21 protein-coding genes are annotated in these 20,194 nt (G+C 57.8%); 9 read left to right on the forward strand and 12 right to left on the reverse strand.

Annotation, left to right across the window (positions count from 1 at the left end):
- Window positions 1-95 precede the first annotated feature (95 nt).
- Both ptsP and FGU71_RS02505 read right to left on the reverse strand, forming a co-directional pair.
- Entirely contained in the window at window positions 96-2,366 is a 2,271-nt protein-coding gene (gene ptsP / locus FGU71_RS02500; protein WP_142787108.1) for a phosphoenolpyruvate--protein phosphotransferase, read from the reverse strand.
- A gap of 202 nt (window positions 2,367-2,568) precedes the next feature.
- Window positions 2,569-2,724 (reverse strand): YdcH family protein, encoded by a 156-nt coding sequence (locus FGU71_RS02505; protein WP_142787109.1) that lies wholly within the window; start codon window positions 2,722-2,724, stop codon window positions 2,569-2,571.
- Between the two features lie 212 nt (window positions 2,725-2,936).
- On the opposite strand from FGU71_RS02505, the gene FGU71_RS02510 reads away from it, so the two are divergent.
- Together FGU71_RS02510 and FGU71_RS02515 are read left to right on the forward strand one after the other, a co-directional pair.
- Entirely contained in the window at window positions 2,937-3,134 is a 198-nt protein-coding gene (locus tag FGU71_RS02510; RefSeq protein ID WP_142787110.1) for a YdcH family protein, read from the forward strand.
- A 161-nt stretch (window positions 3,135-3,295) separates the two neighbouring features.
- On the forward strand, window positions 3,296-3,799 hold the full coding sequence (locus tag FGU71_RS02515) for a DUF1465 family protein (protein WP_142787111.1): 504 nt from the start codon (window positions 3,296-3,298) through the stop codon (window positions 3,797-3,799).
- Between the two features lie 13 nt (window positions 3,800-3,812).
- On the opposite strand, the gene glpK is transcribed toward FGU71_RS02515, so the two are convergent.
- Complete coding sequence (gene glpK / locus FGU71_RS02520; protein ID WP_142787112.1) at window positions 3,813-5,282, reverse strand: glycerol kinase GlpK; 1,470 nt, start codon at window positions 5,280-5,282, stop codon at window positions 3,813-3,815.
- A gap of 104 nt (window positions 5,283-5,386) precedes the next feature.
- Here glpK and FGU71_RS02525 point away from each other — a divergent pair, with 104 nt between their 5' ends.
- Window positions 5,387-6,268, forward strand: coding sequence for an MBL fold metallo-hydrolase (locus tag FGU71_RS02525; RefSeq protein ID WP_142787113.1), 882 nt, complete (start codon window positions 5,387-5,389; stop codon window positions 6,266-6,268).
- Here the strand turns inward: FGU71_RS02525 and FGU71_RS02530 are convergent.
- Entirely contained in the window at window positions 6,258-6,701 is a 444-nt protein-coding gene (locus FGU71_RS02530) for a DUF1499 domain-containing protein (protein WP_142787114.1), read from the reverse strand. The two genes, FGU71_RS02525 and FGU71_RS02530, sit on opposite strands and share 11 nt — an antisense overlap.
- 53 nt (window positions 6,702-6,754) lie before the next feature.
- Window positions 6,755-8,368, reverse strand: coding sequence for a class I adenylate-forming enzyme family protein (locus tag FGU71_RS02535; protein ID WP_142787115.1), 1,614 nt, complete (start codon window positions 8,366-8,368; stop codon window positions 6,755-6,757).
- A 97-nt stretch (window positions 8,369-8,465) separates the two neighbouring features.
- Here FGU71_RS02535 and nadA point away from each other — a divergent pair, with 97 nt between their 5' ends.
- Both nadA and FGU71_RS02545 read left to right on the forward strand, forming a co-directional pair.
- Window positions 8,466-9,467, forward strand: coding sequence for a quinolinate synthase NadA (gene nadA / locus FGU71_RS02540; RefSeq protein WP_142787116.1), 1,002 nt, complete (start codon window positions 8,466-8,468; stop codon window positions 9,465-9,467).
- Between the two features lie 4 nt (window positions 9,468-9,471).
- Window positions 9,472-9,762, forward strand: coding sequence for a hypothetical protein (locus FGU71_RS02545; RefSeq protein ID WP_142787117.1), 291 nt, complete (start codon window positions 9,472-9,474; stop codon window positions 9,760-9,762).
- On the opposite strand, the gene FGU71_RS02550 is transcribed toward FGU71_RS02545, so the two are convergent.
- Window positions 9,759-10,682: a DMT family transporter gene (locus FGU71_RS02550; RefSeq protein WP_142787118.1), complete on the reverse strand. Its 924-nt coding sequence runs from the start codon at window positions 10,680-10,682 to the stop codon at window positions 9,759-9,761. The two genes, FGU71_RS02545 and FGU71_RS02550, sit on opposite strands and share 4 nt — an antisense overlap.
- A 68-nt stretch (window positions 10,683-10,750) precedes the next feature.
- Here FGU71_RS02550 and FGU71_RS02555 point away from each other — a divergent pair, with 68 nt between their 5' ends.
- Window positions 10,751-11,866, forward strand: a complete 1,116-nt coding sequence (locus FGU71_RS02555; RefSeq protein WP_142787119.1) for an alkene reductase — start codon at window positions 10,751-10,753, stop codon at window positions 11,864-11,866.
- Here the strand turns inward: FGU71_RS02555 and FGU71_RS02560 are convergent, their stop codons facing one another.
- Together FGU71_RS02560 and lipB are read right to left on the reverse strand one after the other, a co-directional pair.
- Window positions 11,867-12,211 carry a hypothetical protein gene (locus FGU71_RS02560; RefSeq protein ID WP_142787120.1) on the reverse strand — a complete coding sequence of 115 codons (345 nt, stop codon included), beginning with the start codon at window positions 12,209-12,211 and terminating at the stop codon, window positions 11,867-11,869.
- Window positions 12,208-12,900, reverse strand: coding sequence for a lipoyl(octanoyl) transferase LipB (lipB, locus tag FGU71_RS02565; protein WP_142787121.1), 693 nt, complete (start codon window positions 12,898-12,900; stop codon window positions 12,208-12,210). The genes FGU71_RS02560 and lipB overlap by 4 nt, the downstream gene beginning before the upstream one ends.
- A gap of 66 nt (window positions 12,901-12,966) precedes the next feature.
- On the opposite strand from lipB, the gene FGU71_RS02570 reads away from it, so the two are divergent.
- Window positions 12,967-13,797: a glycerophosphoryl diester phosphodiesterase membrane domain-containing protein gene (locus FGU71_RS02570; protein ID WP_142787122.1), complete on the forward strand. Its 831-nt coding sequence runs from the start codon at window positions 12,967-12,969 to the stop codon at window positions 13,795-13,797.
- A 3-nt stretch (window positions 13,798-13,800) separates the two neighbouring features.
- Here the strand turns inward: FGU71_RS02570 and FGU71_RS02575 are convergent, their stop codons facing one another.
- Window positions 13,801-14,328: a class I SAM-dependent methyltransferase gene (locus FGU71_RS02575; protein ID WP_325053154.1), complete on the reverse strand. Its 528-nt coding sequence runs from the start codon at window positions 14,326-14,328 to the stop codon at window positions 13,801-13,803.
- A gap of 220 nt (window positions 14,329-14,548) precedes the next feature.
- Here FGU71_RS02575 and FGU71_RS02580 point away from each other — a divergent pair, with 220 nt between their 5' ends.
- Window positions 14,549-15,892, forward strand: coding sequence for an MFS transporter (locus FGU71_RS02580; protein WP_142787124.1), 1,344 nt, complete (start codon window positions 14,549-14,551; stop codon window positions 15,890-15,892).
- Here FGU71_RS02580 and FGU71_RS02585 read toward each other — a convergent pair.
- Window positions 15,889-16,233 carry an arsenate reductase family protein gene (locus FGU71_RS02585; RefSeq protein ID WP_142787125.1) on the reverse strand — a complete coding sequence of 115 codons (345 nt, stop codon included), beginning with the start codon at window positions 16,231-16,233 and terminating at the stop codon, window positions 15,889-15,891. The two genes, FGU71_RS02580 and FGU71_RS02585, sit on opposite strands and share 4 nt — an antisense overlap.
- Window positions 16,234-16,375: 142 nt before the next feature.
- Here FGU71_RS02585 and FGU71_RS02590 point away from each other — a divergent pair, with 142 nt between their 5' ends.
- Window positions 16,376-18,535 (forward strand): TonB-dependent receptor, encoded by a 2,160-nt coding sequence (locus FGU71_RS02590; protein ID WP_199799157.1) that lies wholly within the window; start codon window positions 16,376-16,378, stop codon window positions 18,533-18,535.
- Here the strand turns inward: FGU71_RS02590 and FGU71_RS02595 are convergent.
- Both FGU71_RS02595 and FGU71_RS02600 read right to left on the reverse strand, forming a co-directional pair.
- Window positions 18,532-19,095: a (2Fe-2S)-binding protein gene (locus FGU71_RS02595; protein WP_142787126.1), complete on the reverse strand. Its 564-nt coding sequence runs from the start codon at window positions 19,093-19,095 to the stop codon at window positions 18,532-18,534. The two genes, FGU71_RS02590 and FGU71_RS02595, sit on opposite strands and share 4 nt — an antisense overlap.
- 228 nt (window positions 19,096-19,323) lie before the next feature.
- Window positions 19,324-20,088 carry a class II aldolase/adducin family protein gene (locus tag FGU71_RS02600; protein ID WP_142787127.1) on the reverse strand — a complete coding sequence of 255 codons (765 nt, stop codon included), beginning with the start codon at window positions 20,086-20,088 and terminating at the stop codon, window positions 19,324-19,326.
- Between the last annotated feature and the right edge of the window lie 106 nt (window positions 20,089-20,194).

Here is a 20,194-nt window from a genome sequence, read left to right on the forward strand (position 1 = left end):
TGTATTGCGCTACAGAGAACCTTTGCGGCAGGCCGAGTCAAGGATTCACTTTTCAGCCCAACGTAAAATCGGCACACACGCGGGCCACTGGCCGGTCAGTCGACTTCAATCCCGCGCTCTTCAGCCCAAAGCGTCAATTCGCGCCGGATATCAATCGACGGGTCCATCAGCCATGTGGTCATTGCCGCAGAGATTTCTGCCAGATCGACTTTTCGTACCAGCTCTTTGATCGGTCCAACCGCCGCTGGCGTAATCGACAAACGCCGAAACCCGATGCCCAGCAGCGCGAGAGCTTCAAGCCGCCGACCGCCCATTTCACCGCAGACGGCAACATCAACGCCGCTACCCACGGAATTCTGTATAACCCGGCGCAAAAACCGCAGGATCGACGGGCTCAACCAGTCATAACGCTGCGCAAGGATGGGATTGCCACGGTCAGCCGCAAACAGGAACTGCGTGAGATCATTGGTACCAACCGACAGAAAGCTAAGCTTTGGCAGCAGCAGATCCAGAACCTCCGCCAGTGCGGGCACCTCTAACATCGCGCCGAATTTTATGGATTCGGGCAGCAGCTTTTTCTTTGACCGCAAAAAGGCGAGTTGCTCGTCAAACACGGTTTTTGCCGCATCGAATTCCCACGGTTCTGAAACCATCGGGAACATGACATGAAGCGAACGCCCTGCGCCCGCTTCAAGCAGGGCACGCGCCTGAGCTTTCATCAACCCTTCCCGCGCCAGTGCAAGACGCAAAGCGCGCCAGCCCATCGCCGGATTTTCATCATTATCGGCAATGTCAGAGGCGAGGTAAGGAACCGATTTATCGCCGCCAATATCGACCGTGCGGAAAATCACAGGCTTGTTACCCGCCGCATCGAGCACATCGCGATAAAGCCGCGTTTGCCGTTCGCGTTGTGGCAAAGTCGCCGAAACCAGAAACTGAAACTCGGTACGGAACAAACCGACGCCATCCGCGCCCGTCATGGCAAGCGCGCTGATATCGTCGCGCAGTCCCGCATTGATCATCACCTGAATTCGCGTGCCGCAGCGGGTGAACGGTTCGACATCCCGCAGTTCGGCATAGGCAGCCTGCTTTTCCCGGGTTTTGGCAAATCGCGTTTCAAATGCGTCTGCCACGGAGGTTGTCGGCCGCACCGTCGCCGATGCAGCAGTCGCATCAAGCAGCACTTCATCGCCGTCCCGAATAATTCCGCGAACGCCGCCCGCCCGCCCCAAAACGGGTATTCCCATGGAACGCGCCACGATCACAACGTGCGCCGTAAGCGAGCCTTCTTCAAGGATGACCCCTTTTAGCCGCCTGCGATCATATTCGAGCAATTCGGCCGGGCCCAGATTGCGCGCGATCAGGATCGTATCCTTTCGCAAGCCTTGCGATGCGGCGGTCCCCAATTGGCCCGAAACAATCCTGAGCAAGCGGTTGGCGAGATCCTCCAGATCATGCATCCGGTCAGCCAGCAAAGGATCGTCAATTTCCCGCATCCGCATCCGCGTGTGCTGCTGCACGCGCTCGATTGCGGCCTCTGCGGTCAGACCGCTATCGATTGCTTCGTTGATGCGCCGCGACCAGCCTTCGTCATAGGCGAACATCTTGTAGGTCTTGAGGACCTCTTCCTGCTCTCCGCCCACGCCGAAATCGGCCTGACCGGTCAGCGTATCGATCTGTTCCCGCATTTTGTCGAACGCGCGGTAAACCCGCTGGCGCTCGGCCTCGATATCGTCTGCGACAACCTGTGTTATCTGAACGCGGGGCTGGTGATACACAGCCCGCCCGACCGCAAGCCCCTTTACCAGCGTCAGCCCGCTCAGGGTTTGCGGCCCCGATTGTTTGGCAGAAAGGCCCAGCGCCTCTTCTTCATCGATCAGTTCGGCATTGGCGATCAGTTCGGACAGCACCATCGCCGTGGTCTGGAGCGCTTCGATCTCGACTTCTTCATAGCGGCGCGGCTCGACATGCTGCACACACAAAACACCCACCGCCCGCTCGCGGTAGACAATCGGCACACCGGCAAAAGAGTGGAACTTTTCCTCTCCTGTTTCCGGTCGGTATTGGAAATCGGGATGGGCTTTTGCCTCGGCCAGATTGAGCGTTTCGACATTGTCGGCGATCACGCCGGTCAGACCTTCGCCAATCGCCATTCGCGTAACGTGGACCGCGCTTTGGTTCAGCCCCTTGGTCGCGAACAGTTCAAGCATGCCTTCGCGCAGCAGATAGATCGAGCACACTTCGCTCGTCAGGCTTTCGCCAACAATTCCAACAACGCGATCAAGTTTGCCCTGAGCATACATCCGCGATGCCATCACTTCGTGAAGGCGGGTAAGGATCTGACGGGCGGATGCTGCGGCTGTCATTGCGGCTCTGGCTTAGAGCGCGGCGCGCAAACTCGCAAGCAACCAGCGCATCGAAATATGAGCGGCGGGCTTAGACAAACTGCAGGGCTGCAAAGTCCAATGCAGCGCCGGTACAGAATAGCTCGCGTGGCTTGACCGCCGCGATCGACGGTCAAGCCCCCTTGCCGATGAATTCGCGCTAGGCGCCTGATCGATGAAGCAATCAGGCGGTGGCGATTTCTTCCTTCAATCGAAGTTTTTGTTTTTTAAGAGCTTGGATCGTCGAAGTATCGGGCGCGGGACGGGCCAGTTCCTGACGGAGCTTAGCTTCAAGGCCTGCATGTTTGGATTGGAGCGCGTTTACGTGGGACGATGCCATAGACAATGTTCTCCTATATACGGGGGTTTGCCCCCGGTGGGAACGACTCGGCATTGAACGGCCGGGCCGCTGTTGTGAATAAAACCACAGACAGGTTAACTTGCAAACCCCTTCGATTAGAGTGAAACGATAAACTCTCTCAAATGCACGGTGAATCGCCTACGGGTTTTTCACATGCATCCGCAACGACCTGAAACGGGAAGCAAAGCCAGATGAACGAGCAAGAGCTGACCAAAAACCTGGAATTGATGCGGACAGAGCACCGCGATCTGGATGCCGCAATTGCCGCCTTGACCGAAGCGGGATCGACCGATCAGTTGCAGATCGCCCGGCTTAAGAAGCGAAAGCTGCATCTGAAAGACCAGATTGCGATCATCGAAGACATGTTGCTGCCCGATATTATTGCCTAGATTGCTCCATTCCCGAGCAGCTTTGCCGCCAGTTCAGAGCAGTCTATCTCATTAACAGACAGGCGATTCTGTCCCGGACAGAGACAATGTAAAATCCTGTCTGGATAATAACCTTACCGCCATGGCGGCGACCCCGAAGTCGGCGTAGCGACGAGGAACTCATGGTTCCAGCCACCAATCTTTCACGCCCGATCATCGAGGCGCTATACAGCGAAGCACTTGTGCTGGCCGATGATGTGCGCTCCGTGTTCGCACTCGGCACACGGGAGCCGGCAACCGGTGAGAATGCGATGGTCAGGCTGGCGCTGTCGACCGAAGGTTTGAAAACCACGACGCGGATGATGCATCTGCTCGCCTGGCTGCTTAATCAGCGGGCGTATTTTTCCGGTGAGATGAGTGAAAATCAGGTGCGCAACCATGGCGCACTTCCGCCTGATCGCAGATCCGATATCGCACAATTGCTTTTGCTTGAGCCAGAAACACGCGCTCTGATCGCCGAGACAGAAGCCATGCACAGCCGGATCGCAAGGCTCGACCAGTCGTGGCGGCAACAATTCGCGATGGGTTCGCCCGTTCGCGCATTCCAGGACCGGATTGATCGCGAATTTGGTCAACCGCAGGACGTCCGGATCGAATTACGCCAATCCGGCCCACGGCAACGCTAATCCTGTAAACCGGCTAGGCCGCTGCAAGCGCCTTTGCCCAGCGTTCCAACCGTGCCGAACGCGCGCTGTCATCCAGATGAGGATCAAACCGCGTCAGCTGGCCGCGCATGGCCTCCGCCGCGGTTTTAAGATCAGGGTACAACCCTGCCCCAGACGCGGCGAGCATGGCTGCACCAAGAGCGGTGGTTTCGACAAAGTCGGGCCGTTCAACCGGCACGTCCAACATGTCCGCGAGATCTTGCGACATCCATGAATTTGCCGCCATGCCGCCATCAATGCGCAGCGTTTCCCACGACGTGCCATCAGCGGCAAAGGCTTGCGCAAGATCGTGCGTCTGATGCGCCATCGCCTCCAGCGCAGCACGCGCAAGCTCGGCCTTGCCAGTGGCAAAACTAAGCCCGCTGATCAGACCGCGCGCTTCCGCCCGCCAATGCGGTGCGCCAAGTCCGGCAAGCGCAGGGACAATTGTGACCCCGCCCGTATCCGTGACCGATCGCGCTAGTTCTTCTGTCTGGCTCGCACTTTCCACGATCCCTAAAGAATCGCGCAGCCATTTGACCAGACTTCCTGCCACGAACACAGAGCCTTCAATCGCATAGGTGCGCTCCCCGTTGATCTGGGTTAGCACGGTGCCCAGCAACCGATTGGCAGAGCGCGGGATCGTGTCCCCCTGATTGGTCAGCACGAACGCGCCGGTTCCATATGTCGCTTTGGTTTGTCCGGGTGACAGGCAAGCCTGACCGACGGTTGCGGCCTGTTGATCGCCGACAAGTCCGGTGATCGGAATGGCGCGGCCAAACAGAGCAGGCTGCGTGTGTGCCAAAGCGCCGGACATATCGACCACTTTTGCAAGAGCCGCGTGCGGCACCCCGATAAGGTCGCATAACCCTTCGTCAAACTGCGCCCCGGACAGATCCATCAATAAAGTCCGGCTGGCATTGCTGGCATCGGTGATATGCTCGCCGCCGGTCAGGTTGAAAACCAGCCAGCTTTCTACGGTGCCAAACGCCAAAGTGCCTTGTTGCGCAGCTGCGCGAACTTCGGGCACATTATCCATCATCCAGCGCATTTTGGTGCCGGAGAAATACGGATCGAGCAAAAGCCCGGTGCGCTTTTGCACGTCGGCTTCATGGCCTGCCTGGCGCAATTCAATGCAAAGCGGTTCGGTGCGCCGGTCCTGCCATACAATAGCCCGGCTGAGCGGCTCGCCCGTTTCTTTATCCCATGCGATCACCGTTTCGCGCTGGTTGGTGATACCGATCGCCGCGATCATGGCGGCGCCGCCGACCTTCGGGATCACCTCGTTGGCACATGCCAGGGTTTTCTCCCAAATCTCTGCCGCATCATGTTCAACCCAGCCGCCTTTCGGATAATGCTGGGTCAGGTCTTTCTGCGCAGAGGCAGCAAGAACGCCATCGCGCGCGAACAGCATCGCACGGGTCGAAGTTGTGCCTTCATCAAGCACCAGAATGTAATCGGCCATAAACCCTCTCTCGTTTGGCGCATTCCTAACTGCTTGAGCTATCATCGCAAGCCGCTCCATGGCAGCTCTCGACAGGCCAGACTTACCGCTCCATACAGATATCCATGGCAGGTATCCCACCCAAACCTTGGCCCACTGGTGAGGCCGAACAGCTCGAGACGTTGGTTAAACGCGTGCTGGCACCCAATCCCTCGCCCTACACTTTCACTGGCACACAGACATATGTGGTCGGATCAGAGGTTGATGTCGCCGTGATCGATCCCGGCCCGAATGATCCGGCGCATATCGATGCGATTATAGCCGCTGTGGGCGATGCCAAAATTACTGCGATCATGTGCACACATACGCACCGCGATCATTCGCCAGCCGCTGCGCCTTTGGCCGCCAGGACTGGAGCACCCGTAGTCGGCTGCGCGCCGCTGGTGTTGAAAACCGATTTGCCGCGCGCTGACGAAGCGTTCGATACGACATACGCGCCCGACCGTGTGCTGGAAGATGGCGAGCAGATGCGCGGCACCGGATGGACGCTGACCGCAGTGTCGACACCGGGGCACACATCGAACCATCTCTGCTTTGCTCTGGAGGAAAGTGGCGCGCTGTTCACCGGTGATCACGTGATGGGCTGGTCCACCAGCGTCGTCATCCCGCCGGATGGCGATATGGGCGATTACATGGCCAGTCTGGAGAAATTGCAGGCGCGCGAGGACACTGTCTACCACGCGGCCCACGGCGCAGCGATCACCAAGCCAAAACAATTGGTGCGCGGCATGATCGGCCACCGCCGCCAGCGCGAAAACCAGATTTTGCGGCTACTGGGCGAAGAAGCGCGGCCAGCATCGGCCTTTATCCCGGCGATGTATAAAGGCCTGGACGAGCGCCTGATCGGCGCGGCGGAAATGAGCGTAACCGCGCATTTGATCGATCTGGAGAAACGCGGGCTGGCGGCGCTGGATGGCGGCGTTTGGCACGCGGGCCCTAATCGCTGAGCGCCTTACGCAGGTTCGCCACGCGCGCTGCATTTGCTCCGGCATCGGAATAGCCCACGCGTGAGGCCGAGCGCACATGAACAGCATCGTCTGCTTTGCGAAGTTCAAGATCATCGACAAATCCGAAAGTCGCCGATTTGAATTCGGCAGCAAGATAATCGTCTTGAGTGATCGTGACAGTCCCGCCGATGGACACAATCGCGGCTGGCAACCGGTTCCAGCTTTCAAGGGGGAACGGCGCGGCGGCCTTATCCGCTGACACCCCGTCTTCACTGCTCACGCAGTTGGGAGAGTTCGGACACGCAGCAAGGCGGCCATCGCTAAGGCCCGGTGCAGATCCATTTTGTGAAGAGATACCGAGAATAAAGAAACCGATCACGCCAATCACCCCGAGAATGACGAGAGCGGAAATTGCAAATTTTAGCACTGACATCGAAGATATCCCTTCATTTGGCGCAACGCACCAGACTTTTGCTGAACGCTTTTTCAAGCAGACGCTTGCTGCCCCTTGGCAAAAGCCTCTGCCATCGCGAATTTCTGGATCTTGCCTGATCCGGTGAGCGGAAATTCCTCGACCCAGACCCAATGCGCCGGTGTCTTTTGCGGGGAAAGGCGCTTGCGCATGAAGTTTTTGAGCGCGTCCTCATCGGGTTTCTCAACCCCTTCGGACAAACGCATAAAGGCAGCGACAATCTCACCCCACTTTTCATCAGGCACACCGGCCACAGCGACCTCTGCAATGGCGGGATGTTCGAGCAGCGCAGCTTCGATCTCTGCGGGGAACAGGTTCTCACCGCCGCGAATGATCATCTCTTTCACGCGGCCGGTAATCTTGACATAGCCGCGCGCATCCATCGTGCCCAGATCGCCGGTATGCAGCCAGCCATCGGCATCAATCGTCTCTGCAGTCGCTTGCGGATTGTCATTGTACCCGGCCATCATATTGAACCCGCGCATGCATATTTCGCCTTGCTCATCGGGCGCGCAAACTGTGTTGTCGTTTGGCGATCGGATGGACACTTCCATGTGCGAGCACGGCTGACCGATCGTATCTGTCAGATCCGATCCGGTATCGGTGGGCCACGCCGCCGTAATCGCTGGCGAGGTTTCGGTCTGGCCATACACGATCAGGATCGGAACTCCGAAGGTTTGCTGCGCGGCGCGGTTCAATTCCGGCTGCACCATCGCGCCGCCGCTGATCACGGCTTCAACGCCGGAAATATCGGTTCCGGTCGCTTTCGCGGCTTCGATAATGGCGTAGATCATCGTCGAGACGCCGCCAACGACTTCGGGCTTTTCGCGCTCGATCGCTTTCGCCACCGCCACCGGATCAAACACCGAAACCAGCATCAGCGTCGCACCGTGCGCCAGCACGCCCAGCACACACACCGCGCTGCCGGCGGTATGAAACAGCGGGAACGGACACATCACCGTTTTACCCGGGGCAAGGTTCCACCGCGCAAACACATCGTAATTGCTCTGCAACAGTCCATGCTGATGCAGCAGCACACCTTTGGGAAAGCCGGTTGTGCCCGATGTGTATTGAATCATCACAATGTCGCGCGGCTTTGTGGCGCGCAATTCGCCGTCGCCTGCGCCCGAAAAAAGTTCGGCGTGATCTTCGATATCGATCATGTAGTCGGCGGCATTCAGGCCAGCTGCCGCCTCATCCACCACAGGCCGCAGCGCCGTACCGCGCACATTGGGTTGATAATACACCGCGCCTGCACGCGATTGTTCGAGCACATAGCGCACTTCGCGGGGGGTAAAGGCGGGATTGACCGTCACAATCGTTAGCCCGGCAAACGCCGATCCCAACTGCACCAGCACCCATTCGGGACAATTGCCGCCCATAATGGCAATCCGCGTCCCCGGCTGGTGCCGCGCTGCCAGCGCCCGTCCGCATTTCTCGGCATCGGCCAGCAATCCGGCAAACGTCCATTCGCGCCCGATGCTCCCATCCGCCAGCAGCTCGCGCAAAGCCGTCTCTTCGCCTCGGATGGCGGCTTGTTCGCGCAGCATTTCTGCGATCGTGCGCTCGCGATATTCGGTGTCCGCCTGGGCCGGGCAATACGCTTCGGTCAGATTAAGCTGATACATCTTGTGTCTCTCCCCTGACGTCGTCTAGCACAGCGAGGCTCGCAAATCTGCGAAAAAGACCTATTTAACGCGCACACTTAACAGCGGAACCAAGCCCATGAGTATCGAGACAAAAATCCCATCGGGCGACGACCTGCTCGCCGAGATCCACCGCCTGCGTAAAGAACGCAATGCGGTGATCCTCGCGCATTATTACCAGACGCCCGATATTCAGGATATTGCGGACTTTGTCGGCGACAGTCTGGAGCTTTCGCGAAAAGCGGCGGAAACCGATGCCGATGTCATCCTGTTTTGCGGCGTGAAATTCATGGCGGACACCGCCAAAATCCTCTCGCCGGAAAAAACCGTGATCCTGCCCGATATGGACGCGGGGTGTTCACTGGAAGATTCCTGCCCGCCGGAAAAGTTCAAGGCTTTCCGCGAGGCGCACCCTGATCACATCGCGCTGACTTACATTAATTGTTCGACCGAGGTGAAAGCGCTGTCCGACATCATCGTGACGTCCTCCAGCGCGGAGACGATCCTTGAGCAGATCCCAGCCGATCAAAAGATCATTTTCGGCCCAGACCGCCACCTTGGCGGCTGGCTTTCGCGCAAATTTGACCGAGAAATGCTGCTGTGGCCGGGCGTGTGCATCGTGCACGAGGCATTCAGCGAGACCGAGCTGCTGAAACTTAAAGAACAGCACCCCGATGCGCCGGTAGCCGCGCACCCGGAATGCCCGCCTGCGATCATCGATCACGCCGATCACGTTGGTTCGACCAGCTCGATCCTGAGCTTTGCGAAAAACTTTGAAGGCGACACTTTGATCGTCGCGACCGAGCCGCACATCATGCACCAGATGGAAAAAGCGCTGCCCGAGAAAACCTTCATCGGCGCACCGGGCGCAGACGGAAACTGCAACTGCAATATCTGCCCCTACATGGCGCTCAACACGATGGAGAAAATGTACACCGCCCTGCGCGATCTGGAACCACAGATCGTGATCGAGGAAGACATTCGTTTAAAAGCGAAAGAAAGCCTCGACCGGATGCTCGGCATGGCCGGCGGAACGGTTGGATTGGGCGATTTGGGCAAGGTGCCGTTTAAGGCGGAGTGAGGCGGTGCACAAATATTCGGTCATGATCGAAGGCGTCGACTTCCCGGCGCGTCTTTTGGAAGACGCAGATGGACCGCTCGGGTTTTACGCCACGCGCTTTGTGGAAGCGACCGATGAGCAAGCTGCAGAATTTGCCGCTCTCGACTCGATCAAAAAGGAGCTTCGCCCGTTTTTTCGCGAGCGGCGAAACGGCGGGACCAATCCGTTGATGTTTGTCCATAAGGTAGTCGAGATTAAGGAACTGCCTGATGATGCACCGGGCAGCGGAGCTACGTGGTTTGAAATGGATTCCTAATCCCGCCTTTGCACCATCCCCGGCCCCGCCTTCCTCGTCGTCGCCCGCGCCACCACCAGCGCACTCCCAAGCAGCACCATCCCGCCAATATCCAGCGGAGTAAGCACTTCGCCAAAAACGCTGTACCCGATCACCGCAGCAATCGCGGGCTGCGTTAGCAGCGCGAGGCCGATGATCAGCGGCGGGAAATGGCCCAGCGAATAGACCAGCAGGCCCTGCCCGATCAGCTGGCTGGTGATGAACAGCACAATCACCGGCGTCCAATTGGTAGGCCAGACGGACTCTCCCAAAGCCAGCGCCAAGGCCAGCAATACCGGGCACGCAAAAATGCTGACCCAGACCAGCAAACTCCATGATCCAAACTGCCCCCGCGCGCCCTGCAAGGTGAGCAGATAGACCGCGTAAAGCAGCCCTGCGGTGATGCAGAACAGGTCGCCAGCGAATGTCTCAGGCGAAATCTCAAGGCTACGGCCCAGCAAAATTCCCGCGCCCGCCAGCGCGCAGACAATCGCGAGCCACTCCAGTCCGCGCGGCAGCATTCGCGCGATGATAAAGCCCCAGAACAGCAGGATGATCGATCCCGCATTGCCAAACAGCGTCGCATTGCCCAGCCGCGTCATGCCGATCCCGATATGCCAGCTGGCCAGATCCAGCGCGAAAGCCGTGGCTCCAATCGCGACCAGCACCAGCGTCTTTTTCGGCATCCCTCCGATCTGCTGCCCGGCGAACCGCGCAAACAGCGCAAGGAACGGCAGCGCCAGAAATAGCCGCCAGAACGCGGCGCTCACCGGACCTGTATCGGTCAAGCGGACCAGCCACGGCCCCAATGCCAGCGCAATATTGCCGCCCAATAACGCCGCCAGCAGCAGCAGCGGCTTCCAGTCAAACAGCTTTTCTTGGCCCGCGCCGTCTTTTTCCATGCTTGCGCAGTAACGCGATCATCGCCAAGTGAATAGCCAATTGAAACTGATCTAGAGGAAATCCGCACATGCATGACGTTCTGTTCCAACCGCTCAAAATGGGCGCGCTAGAGGCGAAGAACCGCATCTTTATGGCCCCGCTTACCCGCGGACGCGCCGCCGATCCGATGTTCACGCCTAATGATATGATGACGACATATTACCGCCAGCGCGCCGGTGCAGGCATGATCCTGACCGAGGCGACCGGCATCAGTGTCGAGGGCCTTGGCTGGCCGTCGGCTCCGGGTATCTGGAGCGATGAACAGACCGAAGCGTGGAAACCGATCACCAAAGCCGTGCATGACGAAGGCGGCCTGATCGTAATGCAGCTTTGGCATATGGGCCGGATCGTTCATCCGGTTTTTCTGGACGGGAAGCCGCCATTCTCCGCCAGCGCCACCACAGCACCGGGCGAAGCGCACACGCCGACCGGCAAACAACCCTATGTCGAAGCCCGCGCCATGACGCATGAAGATATTCAGCGCACAATCGGGGATTATCGCCGCGCTGCCGAAAACGCCAAAAAGGCCGGGTTCGATGGCGTTCAGCTGCACGGCGCCAATGGCTATCTGGTGGACCAGTTCCTGCGTGACAGCACCAATCACCGCACCGATGAATATGGCGGCACACCTGAGAAACGCACGCGTTTCATGCGCGAAGTACTGGAAGCGATCATCGATGTCTGGGGCGCGGACCGTGTCGGAATTCGCCTGTCACCCAACGGCGATTCCCAAGGGGCCGATGACAGCACGCCGGGCGAAACTTTCGGCGCGGCGGCACGGGTATGCGAAGAATTGGGTTTGGCATTCGTCGAGCTGCGCCAGCCGGGTCCGAACGGCACATTTGGCAACACCGAAGTGCCCAAACAGGACGATGTAATCCGGGCGAATTACACCGGCCCGCTGATCCTGAATTCGGATTACACCGCGCAGGAAGCCGATGATGACGTGTCGAGCGGTCGCTGCGAAGCGGTCAGCTTTGGCCGGCCATACATCTCCAACCCCGATCTGGAAAAACGGATTGCGGCAGGCGCAGATTTCAACCCGAACACGAATGTGCCGAAGAGTTGGTATTTCCCGATTCCAGAAGGCTACATCGATTATCCGACGATGGAAGAAGAGCAGGCCGCAGCAAACGCTGCCTGATTATTCGTCCAGCGGAGGCGCGGCAGCAGGGGCCGGGTCAGCGGAAGCTGGCTCGGCCTCTTGGCTTTGCGAATCTGGTTCGGACGCAGACGAAGATGCGGATGCGGTGCTGCCATCATCGGCGCCCTCACCGTCTCCCTCACCGTCTCCGGGTAATGGAGCCGCAGGAGGCGATTGCGATGTCAGTTGATCGAGCGCGATCATATCATCGCTGATTGAACCGCCCAAAATCTCTCCGCCCGCTTTGCCGGTTTGATCCCCGGCCGGATCGGCAGCGGGATCGCTATCGCCGCAGGCAGCGAGCAAAAAGGCGGGCACAAGAATGGCGAGATAAATGCGGGTCATGTTGCGCAGGCTCCTCGCCCGGATTTATCGAGCGCGTCAAGAAAATCCTGCGAATGTGCAATCAAGGCTTCGTCCCACCGCGCCTGTGTCACATCAAGGCCCAGCCGCGAAAGACTGGTCACGCCAAACTCGTCAATGCCGCAAGGTACGATCCCGCCAAAATGCGAAAGGTCCGGATCCAGATTGACCGAAAACCCGTGCATTGTGACCCACCGCCGGACGCGCACGCCGATCGCTCCGATCTTTGCCTCTCGCCCGTCAATATCCTGCGTCCAGATGCCCACTCTGCCCTCGGCCCGCCAGGCCTTAACCCCGAAATCGGCAAGCGTATCGATCACCCACCCTTCAATCGAATGGACAAAGCATCGCACGTCCTTGCCGCGTTTGTTGAGGTCCAGCACCAGATACCCGACGCGCTGGCCCGGTCCATGATAGGTGTATCGCCCGCCGCGCCCTGCTTCGATCACTTCGAAACGCGGATCGACGAGTTCGCTTTTATCTGCGCTGGTGCCAGCCGTGTATACCGGCGGGTGCTCCAACAGCCATACAAGCTCATCTGCCTGACCTGCCGCAACCGCCGCATTGCGCGCTTCCATCTCTGATAACGCCGCACGATACGGGACCTGCGCAGCTTCGCGACGCCATTCAATCGGGCGCTCGGTTAAAGAGTGATCTGCGGTGCTTGCCATAGCGTGTTGGTGGGGGCATTGCAGGCCTATATCAAGTGGTAAGACGAATACACGAAGGGGTTCCGCATGACATTCGACATGAATCAGGCCTGGTCACGGGCCAATGTGCTGGCGCGTGAGAACTTTTCCTTGCTGGCGGTTATCGCGGGCCTGTTCATTCTACTTCCGACGCTTGTCATTTACCTGATGGTGCCGGGCATGGAGGCGCTGCTTTCCCCATCTGCCGATCCGGAGATTCTTCAAGAAAAAATGCTTGAGGCCGCAGGACCGCTGATCACCTGGGGTTTGCTGGGCTCGATCATTCAATACACCGGTTATGGCGCGATGGTTGCCTTGATGGGGGATGGCCGGCCCACCGTGGCCGAGGCGCTCGGCACGGGCGCAAAATCGGTCGCGACCATCATTGCGGCATTTTTGATTTTTGCCGTTCTCTACATGGTCGCGGCAATTGTGATCGTAACGCCATTTGCGATGCTGGCCGGGGTGATTGGCGTGCCGGGATTGGCGGCGATTGCGCCGCTCCTGATTATCGCCGTGGCGTTGTTCCTGATGACGCGTTTTTCCATGACGATGCCGGTCGTGCTTATCGAGAAAGTGCTCAACCCGTTTCGTGCTGTAAAGCGATCCTGGGATATGACACGGGTACACCAATGGCGCATTTTGGTGTTCTGGGCGATCTTGGGCGTCGCGTATATCGTGATCTCTTTGCTGCTCGTTTCGGTGTTCGGATTGATCGCGTCATTCGCTGGCGATGGCACCGCTTCCAAATTGATCCTTGGTTCGGTGAATGGCTTGATGGCTATGGTTGTTGGCATCATGCTTTGCGCGCTTGCTGTTGCAATCCACGGACAGCTTGCCGGCCCAAGCGAGGCCGATGTCACATCGACTTTCGAATAAAGTTCAGACTTTTGGCGATCTACCCTTCCACGACCAATACAGTTTGCAGGGCAGGATGTTGAGCCATTCAAAGCCTTCGTCGATCCGTTCGAAATAGGGCTTGGATTCGTCGCGCACAGCCGAAGTGAACTGATACGCCAAAAACCCGCCGCCCGGCTTCAGAACAGTATGCGTTGCCTTGACGATAGCGGGCGCAACGCCTTTCGGCAGGGTCGAAAACGGCAGGCCGGAAAGCACATAGTCGGCTTGGTCAAAGCCAAGGTCAGACAGAATTTGTATGACATTTTCGGCCGATCCCAAAACAGCGTGAAAGCGTTTGTCACGGATCGTTCGGGTCAGATATTCGATGTAGAGCGGATTGGTGTCGATCACGATCAAGGCCGCATCGCCGCGCAATTTCTCAAGTACCGGGTGGCAGAATGTGCCCGCCCCCGGACCGTATTCAACAAAGACTTCGCAAGTCCCCCAATCCACAGGCTCGAGCATTTTGCGAATGGTGAAGCGGGAGGATGGGATAATCGAGCCCACCATGCGGGGGTGCTCCAAAAAACCGCGAAAGAATACAGACCATTGATCCGCATATCGGCGCCAGCGTGAGCGTATATCAAGCCGCTTGCTTATCGCAGATATATTTCCTGTCATTCCATCCTCTGCCGCGATCCAAACGGCTATAGTTTACGTAACGTAAGGCTCACTTACAGAGAGCATATCCGTTTGCAAGTCTCTTGCCGCTGGCTTAGCGGATTGTGCGATGAACAGCGCCGATCCCGAACTGACTGCACCTTTACCCAACGCGATTTCGCGTGGGCGGATGGCGCTGCTTTTTACCGTGATGCTGGTGACCGCCGCCGGGAATACAGCGATGCAATCGGTGATGCCGTCTATCGGTACCGCATTGGAAGTCAGCGATGTCTGGATCAGCCTGGCATACAGCTGGTCTGCGCTTTTGTGGGTCGTTTGCGCTCCGATCTGGGCGCGCCGTTCGGACCGGCGCGGTCGCAAGGCGATGATGGCGCTCGGACTGGTCGGCTTCATAGTCTCGATGGCGCTGTGCGGCGCGGTGCTTTGGGCCGGACTTTCCGGCTGGATTACCGCATTCTGGGCGCTGATCGCTTTTGCCGCCGCGCGAAGCCTTTACGGCGGTTTCGGAAGCGCGGCCCCGCCTGCGGTTCAGGCCTATGTCGCATCCCGCACGCCGCGCGCCGAACGCACACAGGCGCTGTCTCTGATCGCATCGAGTTTCGGATTGGGCACGGTGATCGGTCCGGCGCTTGCGCCGCTTATGGTTTTGCCGTTCCTCGGCTTTGGCCTGACCGGTCCGTTCATTTGCTTTGCGCTGCTCGGCCTCGCTGCGCTCATTATTTTGCGATTCCGGCTGCCCAATGACGAACCGCAATTTGCCGCGCGCGGTCAGACTACACCTTATGCCAGCGGTTCCGGTGCGCCGTCCGATAGCAATGATGATGATGATTTCGAAGAGGCTTCGCTTCCCACCCGCAATCTCAGATGGTTTGAGCCGCGCCTACGGCCATGGGTGATCGCAGGGCTGGTTGGCGGGCACGCTCAGGCCATGATTTTGGGCATTTCGGGCTTTCTTGTCCTTGACCGGTTGGGCCTGCGGGACTCCCCGGCAGAAGGCGCCGGACCGGTCGGGCTGGTTTTGATGTTTGGCGCGCTGGCGACCTTGCTTGCCCAATGGGGTCTGATCCCGCGCTTTAATTTGGGTCCGCGCAGCGCCACTTTATCCGGCATATTGGTCGCAGCGGTAGGAGCCGCTATCTTGGGCGGCGCGCAGGAACTGCATCAAATTGCCCTTGGCTATTCGATCGCGTCGCTCGGTTTTGGCCTCTTCAGGCCGGGCACAACTGCTGGAACCTCGCTTGCGGTATCGCGCGCGGAACAAGGGCAGGCATCAGGCGTCGTGGCCAGCGTTGCCGGAGCAAGCTTCATCTATGCGCCCGCCCTTGGCGTGTGGCTTTACAATATCAACGACTGGCTCGGTTTTGGGCTTATCATCGCGCTGTGCCTCGCAGTTGCGCTGGTCAGCTGGAGAACACTTCAACCCGATGGCGACCTTACCGGTGAACGGTCCTAGAGCAGCTTAAAAACTGTATCCTGAGGTCGGCAGAGAGCCACGCCTTTTTCGGTTTCGACGAATGGCCGATTGATCAGGATCGGGTCCGCGACCATCGCATCAAGAACACTGTTAGCATCAGCATCAGGCAATCCGCGCTCTTCGGCATCGGTTCCGCGAAGGCGCAAACCCTCTGCCGGGGTCATGCCCGCATCTTTAAACAACTGCGCCAGCTTTTCGCGCGACGGCGGGTCTTTAAGATACTGCACCACATCAAGCTCAACGCCCGGCGTTTCTTCCAGAATGGCGAGCGTTTTTCGCGAAGTGCCGCATTTGGGATTGTGCCAAATGGTCGCTTTCATGGTCGATTCTCCGTTGTATTTCTGGCCGCAGCTTTGGCGCTTTCACCACACGCAACACAAATTGCGAATAATTCTCAAATTCGCGCTTGCAGTTGCGAGTTAGTTGCAATAGCTGCCGTCGTAGTAGACGAAAGGGCTCTTAATGATTCACAAAATTTCGCGGACGGCGTTAATGCTTGGCGGTGCGATTTTCGCATTTCCTGCACTGGCCGAAAGCACGCCTGAAAACACTGGATCAGGCGCGGCAGAGGCCGGGTCTGAAGTGGTAGATTACGGCGACCGCGAAATCACGGTCCGCGGCGACGTTCTGTACAGCGACCAGCTGAACTCGGTGAAGACGCCCACCCCTATCATTGATGTCCCCCAATCGGTTACCATCACCACCCAAGAAGACATCCTGCAACGCGGGTTCACGAGCATCGGCCAGATCGTCGATTACACACCCGGCGTCAGCAATTCCCAAGGCGAAGGGCACCGCGACGCTATCGTTTTTCGCGGCGTTCGCTCGACTGCTGATTTCTTCATCGATGGCATCCGCGACGATGTTCAATATTATCGCGGGCTCTATAATCTGGAACAGGTTGAAATCCTGCGCGGCCCCAATGCGTTGCTATTCGGGCGCGGCGGCACTGGCGGCATTGTAAACCGCGTAACCAAGAAAGGCGTTCTCGGGGAGACATTCGGCAATGGCCAGATTGCCATCGATACATTTGGCGAATTCAGCGTTCAGGGGGATTTAAACCTTGCCGCCAGCGAAGCCGTGGCGCTGCGCGTCAACGCGTCTTACGAAAGCCTCAACAATCACCGTGATTTCTATGATGGAGAGCGTATCGGGTTCAACCCGACGGCCCGGATCGAGCTCGATCAAGGCACCGTGCTCGACCTGTCATACGAATATGCCAATCATGATCGCTTTATTGATCGCGGCGTTCCGACCGGAACCGACGGGCGCCCTGTCGAAGCATTTGAAAACATTGTCTTCGGCGATCCAGATCAGAACTTTGCGACGCTTGAAGCCCACCTATTCCGCGCGAATCTCCAGCACGAATTCTCTAGCGAAGTAAAAGGCGTCTTCAGCGCATTTTATGGCGATTACGACAAAGTCTACGCCAATCAATACGCATCGGATTACGATCAGGCGAACACTCCAGACGTTGTTACGCTGGACGGGTATATCGATAACACGCAGCGGCAGAACCTTCTCCTGTCTGCCAATCTGGTGGGCGAATTTGCAACCGGAGCGGTAGAGCATACTTTGTTGTTCGGCGCGGAGTATATCAGCACTTCGTCCGATCAGGATCGCTTCAATTCGTTCTGGAGCACCACGCAAGACGATAATGAAGTCTTCGCTATCACGCGGCCGCTCAACCTTGCCCGAGGCGTAGGCATCAACGCTCTCGGTCAGACGACCACCAATGATTTCACCGCTGATCTCAATGATTTCACGCAAGTCGAAATTGATGTGCTGTCGATCTATATTCAGGATGAAATCAAGCTCACCGACTGGTTGAACCTTGTCGTCGGCGGCCGTTTTGACAGCTTCGATATCGAAGTGCTCAATGTCCCCGCAGGAGAGCTCAGGACGCGCAGGGACGAAGAATTTTCTCCGCGCGGCGGGCTGATTTTAAAACCGGCAGAAAACGTATCGATCTACGCCAGTTATTCGCAAAGTTTCCTGCCCCGCTCAGGCGAGCAATTTGACAATATCAACGGTGATAACGATGCGCTTGAACCGGATACGTTCACCAATCTCGAAGCGGGTTTGAAATGGGATTTTGCGCAGGGGCTGTCCCTGACCACGGCCATCTTCGAAATCGAGCAAAGCTCTCCCCAGCCCAGTGATAATGACCCGGAAACGCTCGACGTGATCGATTCCCGCGTACAGGGCTTTGAACTGCAATTGCAGGGCGAAATCACCAACGGATGGTCAATCTCGGCCGGGTACAGTTTTCTTGATGGTGAGCAGGTGAACCGCACCGGCCCCACCGGACTGCGCCCGCGTGAGCTGCCGGAAAATATGTTCTCGATCTGGAATAATATCGAGGTGACCGACAGGCTTGGCGTAGGTTTTGGCCTGACGCATCAGGACGAAAGCTTCATCGATAACTCGAACACTGCCGTCCTGCCTGCCTACACGCGGATCGACGCGGCGGCCTATTACGACATATCAGATCGTTTTCGGGTGCAGGTAAACATCGAGAACGTGACCGACACGCTGTATTTCCCCAACTCGCACGCCGCGCATCAGGCAAGTGTAGGGGCGCCGCTTAATGCCCGGTTTGCGCTGACAGGACGGTTTTAAGACCCGTCTTCGTCACCCTCGATGGGAACCGGACGCAGAGCCGGAACAATGGCGGCCGCGTCTTCTGCGCTGATCCCCGGTGCGGGCGCCGCGCTGATATTTTCGCCGCGCTGCATCACTCGACCAGCCCGCTGGATCGCGCGTACCAAGCGGGGATAGACGCCGCATCGGCAAAGATTGGTGATTGCCGCTTCGATCTCTTCTTTTCCGGGTGCAGGATTCCGCTGAAGCAAACCGGCAGCGGCGATGACAATGCCCGGAGTGCAATACCCGCACTGGATTGCCTGTTCCGCCACCATCGCTTGCTGTACCGGATGGGACCGGTCGCGGCTTAGCCCTTCGATCGTTGTAATAAAGCGGCCCTCTGCCTCTGCCAAAGTGATCCGGCAGGATCGCAGCGCCGTGCCATCGACCAGCACCATACACGCCCCGACGCAATCCCCCCCGCCGCAGCTTTTCGTGCCGGTCAGGTTGGAGGCCTCGCGCAGCGCATAAAGCAGCGGCATATCCGGATCGAGATCGAACTCGATCGGCCGATCATTAACTGTCATGCGCGGCACGGTTCGCCCCTATTTCGCGTAATTTTCAAGATACCCCCGAGCGTGCACTGCGATAGGTCGGCGCAGCAATCTGCGACTTGCAGCGCGTGCGTATGATGCCGAACCATCGGCGTTCCGCTGCGCCGGGTTACCAAATGATCTGATGCGCCGGGCCATAACTTTCGTTGATGACATGGCCGCCGCAAATCTTGCTTTCGCATCCGATGCAGCATGCGAACAGGGTAGCCATTACTTGCGCCAGCTATTGTCGATTTTATCGACGCGGCGCTTCCACGCTTCGAAATCGAACATGCCTGCGCCTCCTTGAGACTGCATGACAGACAGGTCGCGCTGGTGAACATCGACGACGTCTTGCGGAACAAGTTGAGGTTTACCCATGCCAATGGTTGCGACCTGAATTTCACAAGCCCGTTGCAGCGCCCACATTTTCAAAAACATGCCCTGAATCGTCTTGTCCATCACAACAGGCCCATGATTGCGCAGCATCAGAATCGAATTCTTGCCGAGATTTTCGACCAGACGTTCGCCTTCCTCTTCGCGAACAGTGACGCCTTCGAAATCGTGATATCCGATCTGGTCTTGAAAGTTGCAGGCATAAAAGTTGGTCGGCATCAGGCCGTCTTCATGACTGCACACGGCCATCGTCGCAGTGGTGTGGACATGGCAAATCGCTTGCGCGCGCTCGCCCAGATGTTTGTGGAAATAGGCGTGCTGGGTGAAGCCCGCTTTATTGACCATATATTGCGATGGCCCAACATTGTTGCCTTCGACATCAATTTTGACCAGATTCGATGCGGTTACCTCGTCATACAACAGCCCGAAGGGGTTGATCAGGAACGTGTCCTCTTCGCCCGGCACTTTCAAAGAAATGTGATTGTAAATCGATTCTGACCAGCCAAGGTGATCAAAAATACGATAACACGCCGCCAGATCCAGCCGCGCCTGCCATTCTTCTTTGGTGCATTCGATTGATGGTTTCAGCTGCGTTGCCATGGTCAAAGATCCTTCTCTCAGTTCGTCTTTGCCCATTATATCGCACGGCCAAGGGCCGCTGCACAAGACTTTCGCAAAAGCCCCGGTTTTCGCATGGCAAAGGCGG

This window comes from Erythrobacter insulae (assembly GCF_007004095.1).
GTDB lineage: Bacteria > Pseudomonadota > Alphaproteobacteria > Sphingomonadales > Sphingomonadaceae > Erythrobacter > Erythrobacter insulae.